20 protein-coding genes are annotated in these 21,045 nt (G+C 63.9%); 12 read left to right on the top strand and 8 right to left on the bottom strand.

Annotated elements, in window-relative coordinates:
- Positions 1–63 precede the first annotated feature (63 nt).
- Positions 64–897 carry an inositol monophosphatase family protein gene (locus FFY45_RS06525; protein WP_006450337.1) on the top strand — a complete coding sequence of 278 codons (834 nt, stop codon included), beginning with the start codon at positions 64–66 and terminating at the stop codon, positions 895–897.
- Between the two features lie 174 nt (positions 898–1,071).
- Here FFY45_RS06525 and FFY45_RS06520 read toward each other — a convergent pair whose 3' ends face one another.
- On the bottom strand, positions 1,072–1,683 hold the full coding sequence (locus tag FFY45_RS06520; protein ID WP_016904847.1) for a superoxide dismutase: 612 nt from the start codon (positions 1,681–1,683) through the stop codon (positions 1,072–1,074).
- 265 nt (positions 1,684–1,948) lie between these two features.
- Here FFY45_RS06520 and FFY45_RS06515 point away from each other — a divergent pair, with 265 nt between their 5' ends.
- Together FFY45_RS06515 and FFY45_RS06510 are read left to right on the top strand one after the other, a co-directional pair.
- Complete coding sequence (locus FFY45_RS06515; protein ID WP_176339821.1) at positions 1,949–2,398, top strand: guanyl-specific ribonuclease; 450 nt, start codon at positions 1,949–1,951, stop codon at positions 2,396–2,398.
- On the top strand, positions 2,395–2,820 hold the full coding sequence (locus FFY45_RS06510; RefSeq protein WP_176339820.1) for a barstar family protein: 426 nt from the start codon (positions 2,395–2,397) through the stop codon (positions 2,818–2,820). Before FFY45_RS06515 ends, FFY45_RS06510 begins: the two co-directional genes overlap by 4 nt.
- 644 nt (positions 2,821–3,464) lie before the next feature.
- On the opposite strand, the gene FFY45_RS06505 is transcribed toward FFY45_RS06510, so the two are convergent.
- Positions 3,465–5,360, bottom strand: a complete 1,896-nt coding sequence (locus tag FFY45_RS06505; RefSeq protein WP_176339819.1) for an ATP-binding cassette domain-containing protein — start codon at positions 5,358–5,360, stop codon at positions 3,465–3,467.
- Between the two features lie 109 nt (positions 5,361–5,469).
- On the opposite strand from FFY45_RS06505, the gene dbpA reads away from it, so the two are divergent.
- Positions 5,470–6,846, top strand: a complete 1,377-nt coding sequence (gene dbpA, locus FFY45_RS06500) for an ATP-dependent RNA helicase DbpA (protein WP_176339818.1) — start codon at positions 5,470–5,472, stop codon at positions 6,844–6,846.
- Between the two features lie 134 nt (positions 6,847–6,980).
- On the opposite strand, the gene FFY45_RS06495 is transcribed toward dbpA, so the two are convergent.
- Positions 6,981–7,541: an adenine phosphoribosyltransferase gene (locus FFY45_RS06495; RefSeq protein ID WP_104550041.1), complete on the bottom strand. Its 561-nt coding sequence runs from the start codon at positions 7,539–7,541 to the stop codon at positions 6,981–6,983.
- A 94-nt stretch (positions 7,542–7,635) separates the two neighbouring features.
- A complete protein-coding gene (locus tag FFY45_RS06490; protein WP_176339817.1) occupies positions 7,636–9,192 on the bottom strand; it encodes a protein adenylyltransferase SelO in 1,557 nt (518 codons plus the stop codon).
- Positions 9,193–9,366: 174 nt separating this feature from the next.
- Here FFY45_RS06490 and FFY45_RS06485 point away from each other — a divergent pair, with 174 nt between their 5' ends.
- Positions 9,367–10,233, top strand: a complete 867-nt coding sequence (locus FFY45_RS06485) for an alpha/beta hydrolase (RefSeq protein WP_176339980.1) — start codon at positions 9,367–9,369, stop codon at positions 10,231–10,233.
- Between the two features lie 139 nt (positions 10,234–10,372).
- On the opposite strand, the gene FFY45_RS06480 is transcribed toward FFY45_RS06485, so the two are convergent.
- Both FFY45_RS06480 and FFY45_RS06475 read right to left on the bottom strand, forming a co-directional pair.
- Positions 10,373–11,071 (bottom strand): glutathione S-transferase, encoded by a 699-nt coding sequence (locus tag FFY45_RS06480; protein ID WP_176339816.1) that lies wholly within the window; start codon positions 11,069–11,071, stop codon positions 10,373–10,375.
- Positions 11,072–11,250: 179 nt separating this feature from the next.
- Positions 11,251–11,460 (bottom strand): cold-shock protein, encoded by a 210-nt coding sequence (locus tag FFY45_RS06475; RefSeq protein WP_006451993.1) that lies wholly within the window; start codon positions 11,458–11,460, stop codon positions 11,251–11,253.
- A 267-nt stretch (positions 11,461–11,727) separates the two neighbouring features.
- On the opposite strand from FFY45_RS06475, the gene FFY45_RS06470 reads away from it, so the two are divergent.
- The 4 genes from FFY45_RS06470 (at position 11,728) to FFY45_RS06455 (ending at position 16,183) form a co-directional block, all read left to right on the top strand.
- Positions 11,728–12,207, top strand: coding sequence for a YaiI/YqxD family protein (locus tag FFY45_RS06470; protein ID WP_176339815.1), 480 nt, complete (start codon positions 11,728–11,730; stop codon positions 12,205–12,207).
- A 62-nt stretch (positions 12,208–12,269) separates the two neighbouring features.
- Positions 12,270–12,818, top strand: coding sequence for a YaeQ family protein (locus FFY45_RS06465; RefSeq protein WP_168957367.1), 549 nt, complete (start codon positions 12,270–12,272; stop codon positions 12,816–12,818).
- Positions 12,815–13,996 (top strand): BaiN/RdsA family NAD(P)/FAD-dependent oxidoreductase, encoded by a 1,182-nt coding sequence (locus FFY45_RS06460; RefSeq protein WP_176339814.1) that lies wholly within the window; start codon positions 12,815–12,817, stop codon positions 13,994–13,996. Before FFY45_RS06465 ends, FFY45_RS06460 begins: the two co-directional genes overlap by 4 nt.
- 117 nt (positions 13,997–14,113) lie before the next feature.
- Complete coding sequence (locus FFY45_RS06455) at positions 14,114–16,183, top strand: GGDEF/EAL domain-containing response regulator (RefSeq protein ID WP_074057331.1); 2,070 nt, start codon at positions 14,114–14,116, stop codon at positions 16,181–16,183.
- A gap of 391 nt (positions 16,184–16,574) precedes the next feature.
- On the opposite strand, the gene htpX is transcribed toward FFY45_RS06455, so the two are convergent.
- Complete coding sequence (htpX, locus tag FFY45_RS06450; protein WP_176339813.1) at positions 16,575–17,453, bottom strand: protease HtpX; 879 nt, start codon at positions 17,451–17,453, stop codon at positions 16,575–16,577.
- Positions 17,454–17,551: 98 nt separating this feature from the next.
- Between htpX and gluQRS the strand changes: the two genes are divergently transcribed.
- From gluQRS to phaR, 3 genes are all read left to right on the top strand, one after another.
- Entirely contained in the window at positions 17,552–18,418 is an 867-nt protein-coding gene (gene gluQRS, locus FFY45_RS06445) for a tRNA glutamyl-Q(34) synthetase GluQRS (protein WP_176339812.1), read from the top strand.
- Positions 18,419–18,531: 113 nt separating this feature from the next.
- Positions 18,532–19,272, top strand: a complete 741-nt coding sequence (locus FFY45_RS06440) for a beta-ketoacyl-ACP reductase (RefSeq protein WP_115040190.1) — start codon at positions 18,532–18,534, stop codon at positions 19,270–19,272.
- A gap of 158 nt (positions 19,273–19,430) precedes the next feature.
- Positions 19,431–20,021: a polyhydroxyalkanoate synthesis repressor PhaR gene (phaR, locus tag FFY45_RS06435; protein ID WP_006452176.1), complete on the top strand. Its 591-nt coding sequence runs from the start codon at positions 19,431–19,433 to the stop codon at positions 20,019–20,021.
- Between the two features lie 47 nt (positions 20,022–20,068).
- Here the strand turns inward: phaR and FFY45_RS06430 are convergent, their stop codons facing one another.
- The gene (locus FFY45_RS06430) at positions 20,069–21,034 is read right to left on the bottom strand and encodes a TraB/GumN family protein (RefSeq protein ID WP_439333514.1); all 966 of its coding nucleotides are present in this window, start codon (positions 21,032–21,034) and stop codon (positions 20,069–20,071) included.
- Between the last annotated feature and the right edge of the window lie 11 nt (positions 21,035–21,045).

Raw genomic sequence — 21,045 nt, 5'->3', positions numbered from 1 at the left:
CGTGCCGGACCGCTCTTTTACCTTCGCCAATTCTTCAATTCTGCCTTCACGGGAGCTTTAACCATGCAGAAACCCGCCGTCACCGTCATGGTCAAAGCCGCCCGCCTCGCCGGCAATGTGCTGTTGCGCGGTATCAACAAGCTCGACTCGCTCAATGTGGTGCAGAAGGGCCGCATGGATTACGCCAGCGAAGTCGATGCCGATGCCGAGAAGGTCATCATCAAGGAACTCAAGCGCGGCTACCCCGAGTACGCCGTGTTCGGCGAAGAAGGCGGCGTGCAGGGCGGCAAGAGTGGCCGTTACACCTGGGTCATCGACCCGTTGGATGGCACCAGCAACTATCTGCGCGGCTTTCCGCATTACTGCGTGTCGATCGCGCTGGTGGAAAACGGCGAGCCCACCGATGCGGTGATCTTCGACCCGCTGCGCAACGAGCTGTTCACCGCCAGCCGCGGCGCCGGCGCAGTGCTCAACGACCGCCGCATCCGCATTGCCGAACGCAAGGATCTGGAAGGCGCGATGGTCCACACCGGCTTCCCGCCGCGCGAGCGCGCACGCATCAGTGCGCAGTTGAAGTGCGTGGATGCGTTGCTGGTACAGGCCGAAGACGTGCGTCGCACCGGCTCTGCCGCGCTGGATCTGGCTTACGTGGCCTGCGGCCGCGCCGATGCGTATTTCGAAGCTGGCGTCAAAGCCTGGGACATCGCCGCCGGCGTGCTGCTGGTGCGCGAAGCCGGTGGCCGGGTCTGCGACTACAAGGGCGCCACCCCGCCACGCATGGACAACATGGGCCCGGAAACGCAGCAGATCGTGGCCGGCAACATCAAGATCAGCGACGCGCTGCAGAAGGTCATCGTCAACACCGGCTACGCGCGCGAGTTCGACGCCAAGTTCTGATCGGCGCTCCGGGCAATCGTAGGAGCGCGCTTGCGCGCGACGAAGCTTTCCCAGTGAACGCCTCTTCGCGACCAAGGTCGCTCCTACACGACAGACCGCAGCAAACGAAGAAGGCCGGGATCGCTCCCGGCCTTCTTCGTTGATGGCGCTGTTGTTACAGCGCCACTGCAGAACTCAGGCGATCGCAGCGTGGTAGCGGCGCTCGACTTCTTCCCAGTTCACTGCGTTATAGAACGCGCCGATGTATTCCGGGCGACGGTTCTGATACTTCAGGTAGTACGCGTGTTCCCACACGTCCAGACCCAGGATCGGGGTGTTGCCTTCGAACAGCGGGCTGTCCTGGTTGGCGGTGCTTTCGACCACCAGCTTCTTGTCCGGGGTCACGCTCAACCACGCCCAGCCCGAGCCGAAGCGGCTGACGGCGGCCTTGGTGAAGGCTTCCTTGAACTTCTCGAAACCACCGATGTCCTTGTCGATCGCCTTGGCGACCTCGCCCTTGGGCTCGCCGCCGCCATTGGGCGACAGCACGGTCCAGAACAGCGAATGGTTGGCGTGGCCACCACCGTTGTTGCGCACCGGGCCCTGCAGGTTTTCCGGCAGGCTCTTCAGCTTGGACACCAACTCTTCGACCGGCAGGTCCGCATACTCCGTCCCTTCCAGCGCCGCATTGACGTTGTTGATGTAGGTCTGGTGATGCTTGGTGTGATGGATCTCCATCGTCTGCGCATCGATATTCGGTTCCAGCGCGTCGTAGGCGTAGGGCAACTGCGGAAGGGTGTAAGCCATGCGTGTCTCCTGGACTTGCCGCCCGGCGAAGACCGGGCGTTGCGGGATAAATAGTAGGGACGGCGGCGGCGCTTACCAAGAGTGCTGGCAGGGAAACTTCATCCCATCGCACGCCGCGTCGTGTTCGCTGCACACCTTGCACCATGCCCCGGTTACTTGGGCGTGAATCGCGCAGGCGTACACATGCCGCGGCGTTCAAAGTCGACACAGTCGCGCGACGGCATACTTGATCTGCTGTCTCCACAATCGCTTCCGGATCGTCTTCATGCGCAAGCCCGCTTTGCTGATCGTCGCCATCGTGCTGCTCGTCGCCGGCTTGTGGGGCGTGCGCGTGATGCAGACGCCCAAGCCGCAGTTCGCGCCGCAGCTCAACGCGCCGATCGCCGCAACAGCGCCGCCCGAACAGACGCCTCGGCAGCAGGGTCTTCCAGGTTTTCTGCCCCCCGAAGCGATGGCCACCATCGTATTGATCCAGCGCGGCGGACCGTTCCCGCATGCGCAAGACGGCAGCGTATTCGGCAATCGCGAACAGCGCCTGCCCGAGCGCGAGCGCGGCTACTACCACGAGTACACCGTGGAGACGCCCGGCAGCTCTGACCGCGGCGCACGCCGCATCGTCACCGGCGGCACGCCGCCGCAAGCGTGGTACTACAGCGACGATCATTACCAGAGCTTCAAATCATTCAAAGGCCCCACGCCGGAGCAGGTGCCATGAGCGCAGGCGACTTCGCACTGGACCTGTCCGATCCGCAACAATCAGGCGTCTATCAAGCCGACACCGACGATCTGGACACCATGGCCGCGCTCGCCCGCGACGCCGGCCTGCGCATCCTGCGTGTGGATCTGGCCAGCTGCAGCGACAAGCACATGTTGCTAATGCGCCTGGCCGCCCAACTGGACTTCCCGGTCAGCTTCGGTCGCAACTGGGACGCGCTCTCCGATGCCTTGCGCGACCTGGCCTGGCTGCCCGCATCACATGGCTATGCGCTGTTGATCAACGGCGCAGACGCACTGGCGCGCACTGCACCGAACGATCGCAACACCTTGCTGGATATTCTCGATGAAGCCGCCACTGCCTGGGCCGCGCGCGGGCTAACATTTGCAGCGTTTGTGGCGCCTGCGAGTGCTTGCGACTGAGAGCGGCTAACAAACGCTGTAGCGATGGCGGCAACATGTTGGCCGCACTCGCCTTCGTTGGCGAATGACGCACTGTCGGAAATGGCAGCGAAATCTAGATGCGAATCAAAAGCCTGGTTAGTCGAGTGCGCGGTGCCCTCACCGCTCGCGGGACACGCCGCAAGTACGTCCATGTAGGCTCGGTGGCGGCATCCATGCCGCCACACGGTCCCGCAATCGGTGAGGACACCGTACCAGACAGTTAATAGGTTGCCTTGTTCAAAAGCATGCACACCGACCATCTCGACTGGTCCTTGCCCGCCTACCGTCGCGGGACCTTACGCGGCGTGGATGCCTCCTAGGAGCCTACTTGCGGCGTGTCCCGCGATGGTAGGCGGGCACAAGGGCCCTGCAACCAAGCCGCAGATCTGCCGCTCCACAAGTGGTCCATCAGCGCTGTTCAATCACTCCAAGACAACCGAACGCATTGCACGATCAGCAGATAGCCACAGCGCTGTTAGTCATCAGTGCCTGCCGGCGAGTAACGCTCCTGCTACCCGACGCGCATATCCAACAGCAGCCACCTCGCAATGAAATTGCGATGCGTGTTTTGCCGCACCTACAAACCCAAAAGACCGGCACTCAGCTGCGCGCCGGTCCGATCATCAACTATCCAGCTCGCTCCAGCGCGCGAACGCCGCATCCAGCTGCGCCTGTGCATCGCCCAGCGCGGCGGTATGCGCGGCCATCGCTGCGCTGTCGCGCTGATAAAAGGCCGGGTCGTTCATCGCATTGGTGAGCGCTGCGACCTGCTGCTCCAGGCTGTCGATCAAGGCCGGCAACTGTTCCAGTTCGCGCGCATCCTTGTAACTGAGCTTGCGCTTGGGCGCAGCTTCCGCCGGTGCGGCAGCAGGCGCCGCTGGCGTAGTCGCAGCCGCCGTCGCCGATGCCTTGGCAACCGCCATCGCGTTGGGCGCCGGGGTGCGGCGCTGACGCAGCGAATCGCTGTAACCACCAACGTAATCGCCGACCAGGCCCTCGCCTTCCATCACCAGCGTGGAGGTCACCACGTTGTCGAGGAAATCGCGGTCATGGCTGACCAGCAACAAGGTGCCGGTGTATTCGCCGAGCAGCTCTTCCAGCAACTCCAGCGTTTCCACGTCCAGATCGTTGGTCGGTTCGTCCATCACCAGCAGGTTGGACGGCTGCGCAAACAGCCGCGCCAGCAGCAGGCGATTGCGTTCGCCACCGGAGAGACGGGTGATCGGCGCGCGGGCGCGCTCCGGGGTGAACAAGAAGTCCTGCAGATACGCATGCACATGCTTGCGCTTGCCGTTGATCTCGATGAAATCGCGGCCTTCGGCCACATTTTCGATCGCACTCCAGTCCTCGCGCAACGTGGAGCGGTACTGATCGAAATACGCAATCTGCAGATTGGTGCCGATGCGGATTTCGCCCTGCTGCGCCTGCAGATCGCCCAACAACAGCTTGAGCAAGGTGGTCTTGCCGCTGCCGTTGGGGCCGATCAGACCGATGCGGTCGCCACGCTGGATGATGGTCGAAAAATCCTTGACCATCGTGCGCGCACCGAACGCGAAACCGACCTCCTTGGTCTCGATCACCTTCTTGCCGGACGACTCGCCCTGCGAGACTTCCATGCGCACATTGCCGCTCAGATCGCGGCGCTGGCCACGTTCGTTGCGCATCGATTCCAGACGCCGTACACGGCCTTCGTCGCGGGTCCGCCGCGCCTTGATGCCTTGCCGGATCCAGATTTCTTCCTGCGCCAGCATCTTGTCGAAGCGCGCGTTTTCCTGCGCCTGCGCATTGAGCCGCTCTTCGCGACGGCGCTCATAATTGGCCCAGTCGCCGGGCCAGCTGGTGACCTGGCCGCGATCGATTTCGACGATGCGCGTGGCCAATGCGCGCAGGAAGCGCCGGTCATGGGTCACGAACAACACGCTGCCGTTCCAGCCTTTCAGGAACGACTCCAGCCAATCGATGGCTTCGATATCCAGATGGTTGGTCGGCTCGTCCAGCAGCAGCACGTCCGGCGAAGACACCAGCGAGCGCGCCAGCAGCACGCGACGCTTCATGCCGCCGGACAAGCGCGCAAACTCCGCATCGCCATCCAGTTCCAGCTTGGTCAGCGTCTCGGTGACGCGCTGATCCAGCGCCCAACCGTCGGCCGCGTCGATCTTGGCCTGTACCTTGCCGAACGCATCGCCATCGAACACCTCGGCATGGCTGAGCTGATGGAATTCGGCCAACCAATGGCCAAGCTCGCCCAGGCCATCGGCCACCACCTCGAACACGCTGCCGCCGGTGCCCTGCGGCACCTCCTGCTCCAGCCGCGCGATGCGCACGCCCTGTTGCACGCGCACTTCGCCGTCGTCGGGCTTGAGCTCGCCGGCGATCAATTTCATCAAGGTCGATTTGCCGGCGCCGTTGCGGCCGATCAGGGCGATACGCTCGCCCGGCTCGATCGTGAGGTCGGTTTTTTCCAGCAACAAGGGGCCGCCGACGCTGTAGTCGACGCTTTGCAGAGTGATTAAAGGCATGGGCCAATTGTACGGGATTGGTGATTGGGGATTTGGGATTGGGAAGCACGCGCGCCATTGCCGTGGCGAATCCCCAATTCCCCATCACCAATCCCGGCTAAAATGCCCCATGAACGAATTCTCCGCGCTGCCGCTGTCGCCGGCCCTGGCCCCCGGCATCGACGCCCTTGGCTACACCGTGCTTACTCCCATCCAGGCGCAGAGCCTGCCGCCGATCCTGCAAGGGCTCGACGTCATCGCCCAGGCGCCGACCGGTAGCGGCAAGACCGCTGCCTTCGGGCTGGGCCTGCTGCAAAAGCTAGATCCCGCATTGACACGCGCGCAGGCGCTGGTGCTATGCCCCACCCGCGAGCTGGCCGATCAGGTTGGCAAGCAGCTGCGCAAGCTGGCCACCGGCATTCCGAACATGAAACTGGTGGTACTGACCGGCGGCATGCCGCTGGGCCCGCAACTGGCCTCGCTGGAAGCGCACGACCCGCAAGTGGTGGTCGGCACGCCCGGACGCATCCAGGAACTGGCCCGCAAGCGCGCACTGCATCTGGGTGGCGTACGCACGCTGGTGCTGGACGAGGCCGACCGCATGCTCGACATGGGCTTCGAAGAACCCATCCGCGAGATCGCCAGCCGCTGCGACAAACACCGTCAGAGCCTGCTGTTTTCGGCCACCTTCCCGGACATCATCCGCACGCTGGCGCGCGAGATCCTGAAGGATCCGATCGAAATCACCGTCGAAGGCGCCGATAACGCGCCGGAAATCGACCAGCAATTCTTCGAGGTCGACCCGACCTATCGACAGAAAGCCGTCGCCGGGCTGCTGCTGCGCTTCAATCCCGAGTCCAGCGTGGTGTTCTGCAATACTCGCAAGGAAGTGGACGAAGTGGCTGGGTCGCTGCAGGAATTCGGCTTCTCTGCGCTGGCCCTGCATGGCGACATGGAGCAGCGCGACCGCGACGAAGTGCTGGTGCGCTTCGTCAACCGCAGCTGCAACGTGCTGGTGGCCAGCGATGTGGCCGCGCGCGGGCTGGATGTGGAAGACCTGGCGGCGGTGGTCAATTACGAGCTGCCCACCGATACCGAAACCTACCGCCACCGCATCGGCCGCACCGCACGCGCGGGCAAGCGCGGGTTGGCGCTTAGCCTGGTGGCCTCACGCGAGACCGGCCGCGCGCAGGCACTGGAAGCCGAACAAGGCCAGCCGTTGAAGTGGTCGCGTGCACCGTTGGCCACCGCGCGCCCGGCGCAGCTGCCGCAGGCGGCCATGACCACGCTGCGCATTGATGGCGGCAAGACCAACAAACTGCGCGCTGGCGACATCCTGGGCGCGTTGACTGGCGAAGCCGGGCTCTCGGGCGCGGCGATCGGCAAGATCGCGATCTACCCCACCCGCTCTTATGTCGCCATCGCCCGCGCGCACGTTGCCAAGGCACTGGCGCATCTGCATGCGGGCAAGATCAAGGGACGCCGGTTTCGGGTCAGCAAGCTGTAATCAGCGGCCCGGCAGATACCCTGCCGGCCATACGATCAAGCGGAAGGACTGAAGCGCCTGCCCCGCACCATCTACATGGATGCGCACTCTCGCGCATCCATGTCGCCAGACGCTCGAGCGGCGGTCTGTATGAATCAGTAGCTCAACGTGGCCAGCAACGGCACGTCATCGGCCCACTTGCTGCGGCCCTGCAGCGCCAGCAACTCGACCAGCACCGCCGCACCGACGATTTCCAGTTCCAGCTGTGCAGCAAGCCCCAGCGCCGCGCGCAGCGTGCCGCCGGTGGCGAGCACGTCATCGACGATCAACACGCGCGCGCCGCGCGGCAACGCGTCTTCGTGCATTTCGATGCGATCGGTGCCGTATTCCAGCGCGTATTCCTGGACCAACGTCCGTCCGGGCAGCTTGCCTGGCTTACGCACCGGCACAAAACCGGTGCGCAGTTCGCGCGCCAGCGCCGCGCCCAGAATGAAACCGCGCGCCTCGATGCCCAGGACCGCGTCCAGCGGCGTGGTGCGCCAGGGCTGCGCCATTTCGTCCAGCGCCGAGGCAAAGTCCGGGCCGTCCGACAGTAGCGGGGTAATATCCTTGAAGACGATGCCCTGCTTGGGAAAGTCGGCGATGTCGCGGATCCGTTCAGCCCAATGGTTGGGTCCGGAAGAAGTATTGCCGGCGCAGCGGGTGCAGTCAGTCATGGTGGCGATGGCGTCAAGGCCGGTGGGGACCACCCTATTCTAGGCTGCGCAGACCCGTGACGCCGCGTTTACGACATACGTGCATCTGAGTGCGTCAGGAACTGCACGACAGCATCGAGCAGCCGGCGCGGTCACGCGCCCACTCCGGCCGCCGCGCGGCAAACGCATCGCGGCCCGGTTGGTCGTCGTAGGGCCGGCGCATGACCTCGAGCAATTCCTGCACGCCGGAGGGATCGCCCTGCTCTGCCAGATCGATCGCCCGCTGCGCCAGATAGTTGCGCAGCACGTAGCGCGGGTTGGCCAGGCGCATGCGTTCGCGGCGTTGGTCCGGCGATAGCGTGTCTTGACCCAGCCGTGTGGCATAGCGTTGCAGCCATTCCTGCAACTGTCCGGCGTGCGCAAGGCACTTGTCCTGGTCGTAGAACGCTTCGCGCAGCAGCTCCGGGTCGGGATGCTCCGGCGACCACTCGATCAGGCCACGAAATGTCAGCGTCATGTCCATCTCGCCCGCGTGCATCAATTCACGCAGCGCATCGATCAAGTGCAGATCCTCGTCGCGGCAGTCGGCCAGACCCAGCTTGGCCGCGGTGTCGCGGCGGTCGCAGCCCAGGTAGGTATCGCGGAAGTGGTCCAGCCCCTGCTGCAACGGCGCCGCATCGGCAAACAGCGGCGCCAGCGCTTGCGCCAGGCGTCCCAGGTTCCAGTACGCCACTTGCGGCTGGGTGCCGAAGCGGTAACGCCGGCCCTGCGCGTCGGTGGTATTCGGCGTCCAGTCCGGGTCGTAGTCGTCGACCCAGCCATATGGGCCGTAATCGATGGTCAGGCCCAGGATCGACATGTTGTCGGTGTTCATCACCCCATGCACGAAACCGACCCGCATCCAGTGCGCCACCATCACGGCGGTGCGCTCGCAGACCTGCGCAAACCAGGCCGCGTACAGATTCTCGCCAGCACCTTTCAACTCCGGGAAATCGCGTGCAATGGTGAAATCCGCCCACTGCCGCAGCAGCGCGCTATCCCCGCGCGCACTGGGCAATTCGAAATTGCCGAAGCGAATGAACGATGGCGCCACCCGGCATACGATGGCGCCGGGCTCGCGCTGCGGGCGACCGTCGTAAAACATGTCGCGCACCACTGCATCGCCGGTCGTGACCAGGCTCAGTGCGCGCGTGGTCGGCACACCCAGATGGTGCATCGCTTCGCTACACAGGAATTCACGAATCGACGAGCGCAGCACGGCGCGCCCATCGGCGCCGCGTGAGTAAGGCGTGGGACCGGCGCCCTTGAGCTGCAATTCGTAGCGACCACCATCGACCCCGATCGCCTCGCCCAGCGAAATGGCCCGGCCATCGCCGAGCTGGCCGGCCCAATGCCCGAACTGGTGCCCGCCGTAATTGACCGCCCACGGCTGCATGCCCGGATACAACGCGTTGCCGCCAAACACCTCGGCAAAACGGGCACTGGCCATCTCGGCCTCGTCCAGCCCGAGTTGCTGCGCCATCTCGGCGGAATAGGCGAGCAGCCTTGGCGCTGCGACCGGCGTCGGCGACACCGACGACCAGGCAGCGACCACATCCCGGCGACGCGACCCTTCTTCGGGATCACCAGGCAACTGCTGACGCAGGCGGTTATCGAACTGGATATCTGTCATGGCGACAAGCCTAGGCCAGAGCGGGTGAACTTCGCATGGGTGAACCGCGCATCCTATTCGCTACCGGCCTCGTATCCCCATTCCAGACACGCTGAACTGCCAGCATCCAGCCGCACTCGCACATCACAACAGCCGCAGATTCATTCCTCTTCAGTTATTACAGCGACCCTATCCATGCGCTTGCACACTTCCCGCTGGTTTCGCCCTGCCCTTTTGCTCCTCGGCGCGTTAAGCCTGAGTGGCTGCAGCAGCGTGTTCTTCGGCGGCATCAACGCTGCATCCAGCCGCACTGGCGTCATCGAACACCGCAACGAGGTCTTCGACCCGGAGCACGGCCTGGCGCTGGACGTCTACCAACCGCGCGGCGCCGTCGATGCGCCGGTGGTGGTGTTCTTCTACGGCGGCACCTGGAAGCGTGGCGCCCGCGCCAACTATCGCTGGGTCGGTCGCTCGCTGGCCCGCGAGGGCATGGTGGTGATGGTGGCCGACTATCGAAAGTATCCGCAGGTCCGGCTGGACGGCTTCATGACCGATGCCGCACAGGCTACCGCCTGGAGCCATCAGCACGCACGCGCCTACGGCGGAGACCCTGCCCGCCTGGCGGTGATGGGCCACTCCGCCGGTGCGCACATCGCCGGACTGCTCGCCACCGATCGCCGATGGCTGCAGGCACAGGGCATGCAACCACGCCAACTCTGCGGTTTCGTCGGCCTCGCAGGCCCTTACGACTTCTCGCCGATGACCGACCCTGAATTGATCCAGATCTTCGGCACCTCACCTGCTGAACAGGAAGCCTCGCAACCCATTCGTCATGTGGATGGGGACGAGCCGCCGATGTTGCTGCTGCACGGCGATGCCGACCACGTGGTGGAACCGCGTAACAGCACGGTTCTCGCGGCCGCCGAACAACAGGTGGGGGTCCAGGCACACAGCATTTTTTATCCAGGAATGGGCCATATGGGCTTGGTGCTGTCACTCCGCAAGGACTCGCAAGTGATGCACGACACCTTGCAGTTCCTGCGGCAGTGTCACGCGCCCTGAGGTCTGGACGTCGCCGCGCAGGTGGTTGCGCGCGGGATTGGGACGTCGGGATTGGGGAGTCGCAAACCCAGACGAATGGCGGCAAGCAAAGTGATCGCTGCTTGCCGCAGCATTACGGCTCGGCAAGCCGCTGCCAGCATTACTCTGGGGACTTGCGCCCCATCAGCTCGAACGGGCCACCTTTTTTCAGCGCGGCCTGATATGCCGGCCGCGCTTCGATCCGCTCCAGAAACGCGCGCAAACGCGGGTAATTTTCAAACCCGCCACCACGGGCCGCGGCGGCCTGCACCGGAAAGCTCATCTGGATGTCAGCCGCAGTAAAGCGCTCACCGGCGAACCAGTTGCTGGCCTGCAGGGATTGCTCCATCCAGTCCAGATGCAGCTTGAGTTGCGGGCTGACGAAGCCCGACATCGCCTTGTCCGCAATCGCGCGTGCAATGGGCTTGACGAAGAACGGCATCGGCGCACTGCGAATGCGCGCGAAGATCAGCGTCATCAACAACGGCGGCATCGCCGAGCCTTCGGCGTAATGCATCCAGTAGCGGAACTGCATGCGCTCCGGCGAATCCTGCGGACGCGGCGATGGCGACAGGGCGCATTCGGTGTCGTAGCGTTCGGTCAGATACTCCATGATCGCGCCGGACTCGGCCACGGTCAGATCGCCATCCACGATCAGGGGTGATTTGCCCAGCGGATGGATCGCACGCAATGCGGCCGGTGCCAGCATGGTCTTGGGGTCGCGCTCATGCCGCACGATCTGGTACGGCAGCGCCAGTTCTTCCAGCAGCCACAGCACGCGCTGGGAACGGGAATTATTGAGATGGTGGACAGTGATCATGAGAAGGGTTGCGCGCGGAAAGCGCACATCCTACCCATCCCTGCGTCGTCGCCGCGCTCACTCGCGCCTGCAGGCCCCCGCTGCTGACGATGCAAACGCATTGCTCAAAAGACGCCCAATAAAAAACGCCGATCGCTTGCGCGATCGGCGTTTTTGGCAACCTTACGGTTGCAGACGGATTAGACCGCCTGCACCTGGTCAGCCTGCATGCCCTTCTGGCCCTGCACGGCGACGAAGGTGACCTTCTGGCCTTCCTGCAGCGACTTGAAGCCGGTGCCCTGGATGGCACGGAAGTGCACGAACAGGTCCGGGCCGCTTTCCGGGGTGATGAAGCCGAAGCCCTTGGCATCATTGAACCACTTCACGGTACCGCTCTGACGATCTGACATTTACAAACTCCTGAACTATAGATGGATAAATCGCAGCGTCCGAAAAGCCGGAGCTGAGACTGAGTTGCAGGCGTTGGTAAAGCGGAACGATGAAGCGAGATCTGTAACGATCCGGCTGCATCAGGCCACGATTCACGGTGACCCTTGCAAACACAGTGCGTGCACAATACTCGCGATTCCAATAAAAAGCGACACCCCGCGTCAAAATTTTTACTATCGGGCCAAATCCGACCGCATGTCAGGTCCCTTCCCTATCGATATCACCTCATGAATACGCCGAGTACGCCAACCCAGGCGCAGATCTGGGTCGATGCTGATGCCTGTCCTGCCGTGGTCCGCGACATCTTGTTTAGAGCTGCCGTGCGCACCGGCACCGCAGTGACCCTGGTCGCCAATCATTTCCTGCCCACGCCCCGCCTGGCGCATGTGCGCGCCGTCCAGGTTCCGGGCGGACCGGACGCGGCCGATGATGCCATTGCCGAACGGGTTGCCGCCGGCGATCTTGTCGTCACGCAGGACATTCCATTGGCTGCCCGTGTCCTGGAGCAAGGCGCGACCGCCATCAGCCCGCGCGGCGAGCCATTCACCGACAACTCCATCAAGGAGCGCCTGTCGGTACGCAGCTTTCTGGAAGAACTGCGCGGTGCCGGCGTCGCCACCGGTGGGCCGCCTGCGCTGCATGCACGCGACCGCCAGGCGTTTGCTGCGCAACTGGACCGCTGGCTGGCCGCGCAACCGCGCGCCTAGCGCCAGCACGCCGGGCTTGCAGCGGGGGCGTATCATAGGCGCCCTTTGCAACCGGCATCCTGATGGCTCTTACCGCCACCGTCCGCAGGGCGGAACTTCAGATCAGCGACATGGACCGTGGCTATTACGCCAACCATTCACTGACCCTGGCCCAGCACCCCTCCGAAACCGACGAGCGCCTGATGGTGCGGCTGCTGGCGTTCGCGCTGTTTGCCGACGACCGTCTGGAGTTCGGCCGCGGGCTGAGCAACGACGACGAGCCCGACCTGTGGCGGCGCGATTACACCGGCGACCCGGATCTGTGGATCGACCTCGGCCAGCCGGACGAAAGCCGCGTGCGCAAGGCCTGCAATCGCTCGCGTGAGGCAGTGGTGATCGGCTACGGCGGCCAGGCCACAGAAACCTGGTGGAAGAAGCAGGCCAATGCGCTCGGCCGGCAACGCAACCTGCGCGTGCTGGAGCTCGATTCACAGGCCACCGAGGCGCTTGGCGCCCTGATCCAGCGCGGCATGCGCTTCGATGTGATCATCCAGGACGGCGAGGTGCAGATGCTCGCAGATCAGGGCAACGTCACCCTGACCCCGATGGTGCGGCAAGCCCCGGCCGAATGAGCACGCGTTACGACGTGCTGGTCATCGGTGCCGGCGCGGCCGGACTGATGAGTGCCTTCACCGCCGGCCGACGTGGCCGCCAGGTGCTGGTGATCGACCACGCCAACAAGGTCGGCAAGAAGATCCTGATGTCCGGTGGCGGGCGCTGCAACTTCACCAATACCGGCACCACGCCAGGCAACTTTTTGTCGGCCAATCGGCACTTCTGCAAATCCGCGCTGGCCCGCTACAGCCCGGCGGATTTCGTGGAAATGGTCGAGCGCCACGGCATCGCCTATCACGAGAAAGAGCTGGGCCAGCTGTTCTGCGACATCTCGTCCAAGCAGATCGTGCGCATGTTGCTGGACGAATGCGAAGCAGCTGGCGTGCAGGTGCGTACCGAGTGCGAAGTACGCTCGGTGCGGCGCGACAGTGATGGCTTCAGCATCGAAACCAGCCAGGGACGCGTGCAGGCGCAATCGCTGATCGTGGCCACCGGCGGGCTGTCGATTCCGAGCATGGGCGCCAGCGGCTTCGGCTATACGCTGGCCAAACAGTTTGGCCACGAGCTGCTGCCGACACGCGCCGGGCTGGTTCCGCTGACGCTGAGTGGCAAGCATCAGGAGCGACTGCGGGAGTTGTCCGGGCTGGCCTTGCCGGTCGAGGCGCACTGCAACGGGGTCAGCTTTCGCAATTTCATGCTGGTTACCCACCGCGGCGTCAGTGGCCCGGCGATCCTGCAGATCTCCTCGTTTTGGCAGCCCGGCGATGATCTGCGCCTGGACCTGCTGCCCGGCCAGGATGCTGCAGCCTGGTTGCGCGAACAAAAAAACCAACGCGGCGCCACAGAACTGCGCAATGTACTGGCCGATGTGCTGCCGCGACGCTTTGCGCAGCGCCTGTGCGAAGTGTGGCTGCCGGACAAGCCGGTGCGTCAGCTCGATCCGCCGCAACTGCAGGGCGCGGCCGACCTGCTCGGCGCATTTCCGCTGGTCGCCAGCGGAACCGAAGGCTACCGTACCGCTGAAGTAACGCTCGGCGGTGTCGATACCAACCAGGTCTCCAGTGCATCCATGGAGTCGCGTCTGGTGGCCGGCTTGTATTTCGTCGGCGAGGTGCTGGATGTGACGGGATGGTTGGGCGGCTACAACTTTCAATGGGCATGGGCATCCGGTCACGCCGCAGGAAGCGTCGCTTAAGCCTATGCTGGGTGATAGAAACGTGGACCAAGTCTCACCCCGGATGCGGTCTTGTCCACACACATGGACGCCTCCGACCCCCTTCGTGTATTTAGAGCCGTCTCCAGGAAGCCGCGCATGCAGAAAGGTAAAGATCTCACCCTCCGCCTGATGATCGTCGACGACAGTGTCGAGAGCGCGGAGGCGATCGTGACCGCGTTGCGTAACGGCGGCATTGCAGTGCGTCCATCGCGGCCGCAGACCCTGGAAGACCTCGCCAGCATGTTGTCCGGCCAGATCGATCTGGCCCTGCATGGCCAGGCGCTGCAGATTCCGATGAACGCGCTTCAGCAGCAGATCGCGAGCAGCGGCAAGGACATTCCGATCATTCTGCTGGCCGAAAGGATCGAAGAAAACGCGTTGGTCGAGGCCGCTTCGCACGGCATTCGCGCGCTCGTGCTGCGGCATCGTCCCGAGCATCTGCTGGCACTGGTGCGTTCGGAATGGGCCGATCTGCAGGCCCGGCGCGGACTGCGCCGCATCGAAGCGCAGATGCGCGAAACCGAGCGGCGGTGCGATGCCTTGATCGCCTCTTCGCGCGACCCCATCGCCTACGTGCACGAGGGCATGCACATCCGTGCCAACGAGGCGTATCTGGAGATGTTCGGCTTCGAGTCGTTCGAGGATGTCGAGGGCGTGTCGTTGCTGGATATGATCGCCGCGCAGTACGTGGACGATTTCAAGCAATTGCTCAAGTCGCTGTCCAAAGGCGAACCGCCACCGGCGCAATACAAGGTCGACGCACGCCGGCTGGAAGGCGACACCTTCCCGGCGACGATGGAATTTGCCACCGCCACGTATGAAGGCGAGCCGTGCATCCAGGTGGTGTTCCGCCGCCGCGAGGAATTCGACCCGGAACTGGCACGCGAGGTCGAAGATCTGCGCCAACGCGATCAGGTCACCGGTCTGCTCAACCGGCCGACCTTCATGGTCGCGCTGGAACAGGCGGTGGCACGGGCCGGTCGCAGCGAAGGCCAATCCGGCTTCCTGCTCATCGAGCCGGACCATTACGCGCGGTTATTGCCCGAAATCGGCCTGGATTCGGCCGACGCGTTGATCGCCGCCCTGGCCGCGCACGTTGCCAGCGTGCTGGATGACAGCGTGGTGGCGGCGCGCTTCGGCGAGCACAGCTTTGCGTTGCTGATGGACGGCAACTACGCGCGCACCCACGCATTGGCAGAAATGGTGCGCGATGCATTTGCGCAACATGTGTTCAGCATCGGCGCGCGCTCGGCCACGGTCACGGTGAGCATTGGCGGGGTACAGATCGGCGAAAAGATCGCCAGCATCGGCCAGGTGCTCAATCGCGGCACCGAGGCGGTACGCACCACTGCCGAACTCGGCGGCAATGCGGTCAGCATCTATGACCCGGCCGCCTCTGATCGCGCCGAAGAAGAACGCATCGAACGTTGGGTAGAACAGCTGCGCGAAGCACTGGTCGGCGATGGCTTCTCGCTGCACTACCAGCCTGTGCTCAACCTGCAGGGCGAACCGGTGGAGTTGTACCAGGCGTTTCTGCGGCTGGAACGCAATGGCGAAATCATGTCGCCGAACGCGTTTATCGCCATCGCCGAAGAGCACGACCTGATCACCGAAATCGATCGCTGGGTGGTGGCGCGCGCGATTCGCCAGCTCGGCGAGCGGCAGCGTGCCGGACACAAGACACACCTGTTGGTGCGGATCGGACCGAACTCGTTCTCCGACCCACAAATGATCGACACCATCCGCGAGCAATTGGCGGTGTACGGCGTGCCCGGCGAGCGGCTGTGGCTGCAGACGCCGGAATCGAAGGTGTTCACGCATCTGCGCAACGCCCAGCAGTTTCTGGCCTCGCTGTCTTCGATGGGCTGCAAGGTGGGGCTGGAACAATTCGGTTCGGGCCTGGATTCGTTCCAGCTGCTGGCGCACTTCCAGCCGGCCTTTCTCAAGCTGGATCGCGGTATCACCGGCGATGTCGCATCGGCCCGCGAAAGTCAGGAAAAAATTCGCGAGATCACCTCGCGCGCGCAACCAGCCGGCATTCTCACCGTGGCCGAATTCGTGGCCGATGCGCAGTCGATGAGCAGCTTCTTCAGTGCCGGCGTGGACTATGTGCAAGGCGACTTCGTCGCACCGACCGGGCCGTTGATGAACTACGAGTTCGGTTGAAGGCCTTGCCGAGGCAAGCGAAAGACCAACAATCAAAGCTAGGTGAGTCGAGGGCGCGGTGCCCTCACCGTTCGCGGGACACGCCGTGAACCCGTCCATGGGGGCTCGGTAGCGGCATCCATGCCGCCACACGGTCCCGCAATCGGCGAGGACACCGCACCAGAGAGTTTGCTGGCTGCTTTACTCAAAGCCTTGCACACCGACCATCTCGACTGGTCCTTGCCCGCCCACCGTCGCGGGACCTTACGCGGCATGGATGCCGCGTAAGAGCTTACAAGGACGCGCGAGGTGGGCGGGCAAGGGCCCTACAGCCAGGGCGCAAATCAGCCGCTCTACAACCGATCTATCTGCGCTGACCAGCCACCTCAAGACAATCGACAGCATTGCCGCCTTATCGCGCAGTGCCGTTCGCGGCACGCAGCGCAGCGATGCGCTCGGTCAGCGGCGGATGGCTCAGGAACAGACGACGCAGGCCATCGCCGACGCCACCGGAGATCCCGAACGCCTGCACCTGCGAAGGCAGGGTGTTCTGGCCGTGATTGAGCGACAAGCGCTCCAGCGCGGCGATCATCTTGCTGCGCCCTGCCAGCTGCGCACCACCGGCATCGGCGCGAAACTCGCGGCGACGCGAGAACCACATTGCGATCATGGTCGCAAACAAACCGAATACCATCTCCAGCGCGAACACGATGATGTAATACGCAAAACCGCGGCCACCTTCACGATTGCTGGAGATGGCGCCGTCAATAACACCGCCGACCACACGCGCCAGCACGATCACGAAGGTATTGAGCACGCCTTGCAGCAGCGCCATGGTCACCATGTCGCCGTTGGCAACGTGCGCGATTTCGTGGCCCAGCACTGCTTCGGCCTCGTCCTGGCTCATGTTCTGCAGCAAGCCGGTGGACACCGCCACCAAGGCATTGTTGCGGTTGGCGCCGGTGGCGAAGGCGTTGATCTCCGGGCCCTCGTAGACCGCCACCTCCGGCATGCCGATGCCGGACGCCTGCGCCTGGCGACGCACGGTCTCCAGCAGCCAGCGCTCGGTCGGCGTACGCGGCTCGGTGATGACATGGGCGCCGGTACTGCGCTTGGCCATGAACTTGGACAGCAGCAAAGAAACGAGCGACCCACCAAAACCGAACACGGCCGCCATCACCAACAAGCCGCTCATCTGCGCGGGATTGACGCCCAGCACCGACATCACGATGCCGGCCAGCATCAGCACCGCAAAATTGGTCAGCAGAAACAGGAAAATGCGGTTGAACATGGCGCGATGACTCCACACATGCGGGAATGAACTGCTGCGGATTTGCGGCCGCCAGCGCTTGAAATCAAGCAAGCATCTGACCGACGATTCAGCTGCCCATGTCATCACCCAGCTACCGCGGCCGCTTTGCGCCCTCCCCCACCGGCCCCCTGCACTTCGGCTCCCTGCTGGCGGCCTTCGGCAGCTGGCTACTCGCGCGGCATGCCGGCGGTGAGTGGTGCGTGCGCATCGAAGACATCGACCCGCCGCGTGCCGAGCCCGGCGCCACCCAACGCCAGTTGCGCACGTTGGCGGCATTCGGACTGAACTCGGACATCCCGGTGATGTATCAATCCGATCGCGACGCGCAGTACGCCGCCGCTCTGACCACGTTGCTGGAGGCCGGGCTGGCCTTTGAATGCAGCTGCAGCCGCGCCGATCTTGCCGGCATGGGCGGCATCCACCACGCCTGTGTGGCGCCGCTGGGTACCCGCCGCGCGGTGCGCCTGCGGGTGCCGCCGCAGGCGCCGGTCGGCTTCGACGACGCACTGCAGGGCCGCGTGGTGCAGGACGTGTATGCCGAGGTGGGCGATGTGGTGCTGCGCCGCGCCGATGGCTATTGGGCCTACCAGCTGGCAGTGGTGGTGGACGATGCCGCGCAAATCATCACCGATGTGGTGCGTGGCGCGGACCTGCTCGACTCCACCCCGCGCCAGCTGCTGCTGCAGCGCGCCCTGGGCCTGCCGCAGCCGCGCTATCTGCATCTACCGCTGATCCTGGATGGCAACGGCCGCAAGCTATCCAAGTCGCATGACGCACCTGCACTGGACGATGCCAACCCGCTACCGGCCCTGCACGCCGCCTGGGCCGCACTAGGACAGAACGCGGCAGCGCTGCCGCGGCATGCTGCAGTCGACACGCTGCTGCAACATGCCGTGCAGCATTTTTCGCCCCAGCTGCTGCCCCGCCGCCGCCTCCAAACGTGACCGAACGCGCATCACAGCGCCGGCGTGACTAGAATTGCGACCCAGCACCGGCAACCGGGCGCGGCGCCGGTGTCCGCGTCCCGCTCGCCCACCATCTGTTCATTGGAGTCGTCATGACATCTCGCGTCGCATTGATCACCGGCGGCACCGGCGGCATCGGCACCGCCATCTGCAAGCGCCTGGCCGACCAGGGGCACCGGGTCGCCAGCAATTTCCGCAATGCCGAAAAAGCCCGCGCATGGCAGCAGCGCATGCAGGCGCAGGGCTACGAGTTCGCGCTGTTTCGCGGCGATGTGGCCTCCTCCGAGCATGCGCGCGCCTTGATCGAAGAAGTGGAAGCCTCACTGGGGCCGATCGAAATACTGGTCAACAACGCCGGCATCACCCGCGATACCACCTTTCACCGCATGACCGCCGAGCAGTGGCATGAGGTCATCAATACCAACCTCAATTCGGTCTTCAACGTCACCCGCCCGGTGATCGAGGGCATGCGCAAACGCGGCTGGGGCCGGGTGATCCAGATCAGCTCCATCAACGGATTGAAGGGCCAGTACGGGCAGGCCAACTACGCTGCCGCCAAGGCCGGCATGCACGGCTTCACGATCTCGCTGGCGCGCGAAAACGCGGCATTCGGGGTGACCGTCAACACTGTCTCACCAGGCTACGTGGCCACCGACATGGTAATGGCGGTGCCGGAAGAGGTGCGCGCCAAGATCGTTGCCGACATTCCCACAGGGCGGCTGGGTCGCCCGGAAGAGATCGCCTATGCGGTGGCATTCCTGGTCGCAGAAGAGGCCGCCTGGATCACCGGATCCAACCTGGATATCAACGGCGGCCATCACATGGGCTGGTAGCGTTTGCTGCACCTTCGCGCTGCAGCATGAAATTTCCTTAGAAATCATGCTGCGCAGCATTTTTTAGGTGTCTGCTTAAGAAAATAAGGCCTTTTGCTGTTGCAAGCGCTGTTGCGGTGCGCCATCCTGCGCGCACTATCGTTGTGAGTGAACGTTCCATGGCCGGACTTCGCATCATCAAGAAGTATCCCAATCGCCGTCTTTACGACACGGAAATTTCCAGCTACATCACCATAGAGGATGTGCGTCAGCTCATCATCGACGGCGAAGAATTCGAAGTACGCGACGCCAAGAGTGGGGAAGACCTCAGTCGCGCCGTATTGCTGCAGATCATTGCCGACCGCGAACAGGACGGCGAGCCGATGCTCTCCACCCAGTTGCTGAGTCAGATCATCCGTTTCTACGGCGACTCGCTGCAGGGCTTCATGGGCAACTACCTGGAGCGCAGCATGCAGGTGTTCCTGGATCAGCAGCAGCAGTTCCGCCAGCAGATGGGCAACCTGCTCGGGCAGACCCCGTGGGCGATGATGAATCAGCTGACCGAGCGCAACCTCGAGTTGTGGCAGGAATTCCAGCGCAATTTCGGCGCCGGCTTCGGTCGTCCCGGTGGCCCCGGCATGCCGCCGACACCACCGGGCTCCACGGGTGTGGGCAGCGGCCCGATGGGCACCGGGACGCACAAGGGAACCGGTACACACGGCACGTCCAGCAACACGGGCACCACCGGCAAGGCCCGCAATCGCGGCTGAAAGACGACTGCTGCGCGGGAGCGTGACACGCTCCCGGCGCAGCCAGATCAGCGGCCGGCCTGCTCCGCGCAGGCCGAGCAGATCCGCTCTACGTGGTAGCCATGTGCACGCAGACGCTCTACCACGCCGTCGCTACCCAGCAGATGCAGCGTACCGACCACCACCAGCGTGGTTCCGCTGCCTTTACCTAGCCGTTGCTCCAGGAGCGGCACCCAACGCGCATTGCGCTCGACGTTGATGTCCTGATACAGCGCCGGGTATTGCCGACGCATGTCTTCGGCCATTTGCGTGGACAGCGTATGCACATCGCCATTGCGCCAGGCCGTGTGCAGCTGACGCACCTGATCGGTAGCCTCCGCCTCGTCCAGCGACTCTTCCAGCAACTGATGCTGCTCGGTGGGCGACATGCCATCGAGCATGGCGATCTGTTGTTCGGCGCGCTCCAGGCCATGGGCCGGTTTGCCCTTGGCCTGCGCCTGCTCCATCAGGTAATGATCCAGACCGGCGTTCGGGTCCATGCCTTGCCGGCTCATCTCGGCCAGGCTGATCGTCAAGGCGACAAACCAGGGCTCGAGTGGCTGCAGGGTATCGAGCGACATGCCGTATTTGCGCGCGTAGGCGCTCAAGGCCTGCCAAGTTTTTGCATCGAGCGCGTCCTGCAACCGGCGCCCGTCGGTGCGCCGTGCCGCCTGCAGCATACGGCCGGCCAGCTCCGGCGATTGCGCATCGGAGGGCGGTAGTTCGAACACCAGCCGGTCGGCCTTGGCGAAGGCCTGCATAACATCCGGCGACAGCGGGTAATCGCTGGGCTTGAGCACATGGAACGAGCCCAGCAGATACAACGTGCCGCCCTTGCCATCGACCTTCCACAACAACGGCACCGGTGGTCCGGCCGCAGCCTCGCCGCCAGCACGCGCCCAGGTTGGTGCCAGCGCCCCGCTCCACAGCGCCACGCAGATCAGTGCGCTGCTGCACCATGTTGCAAATCGGGTTCGCGCGCTTGTCTTTACCACGTCGATTTTCT

Origin of the sequence: Xanthomonas hortorum (genome assembly GCF_011305375.1) — a bacterium.
Taxonomy (GTDB): domain Bacteria; phylum Pseudomonadota; class Gammaproteobacteria; order Xanthomonadales; family Xanthomonadaceae; genus Xanthomonas; species Xanthomonas hortorum_E.
The sequence above is the reverse complement of the archived record's forward strand: the minus strand, read 5'-3'. Positions and strand labels throughout refer to the sequence as shown.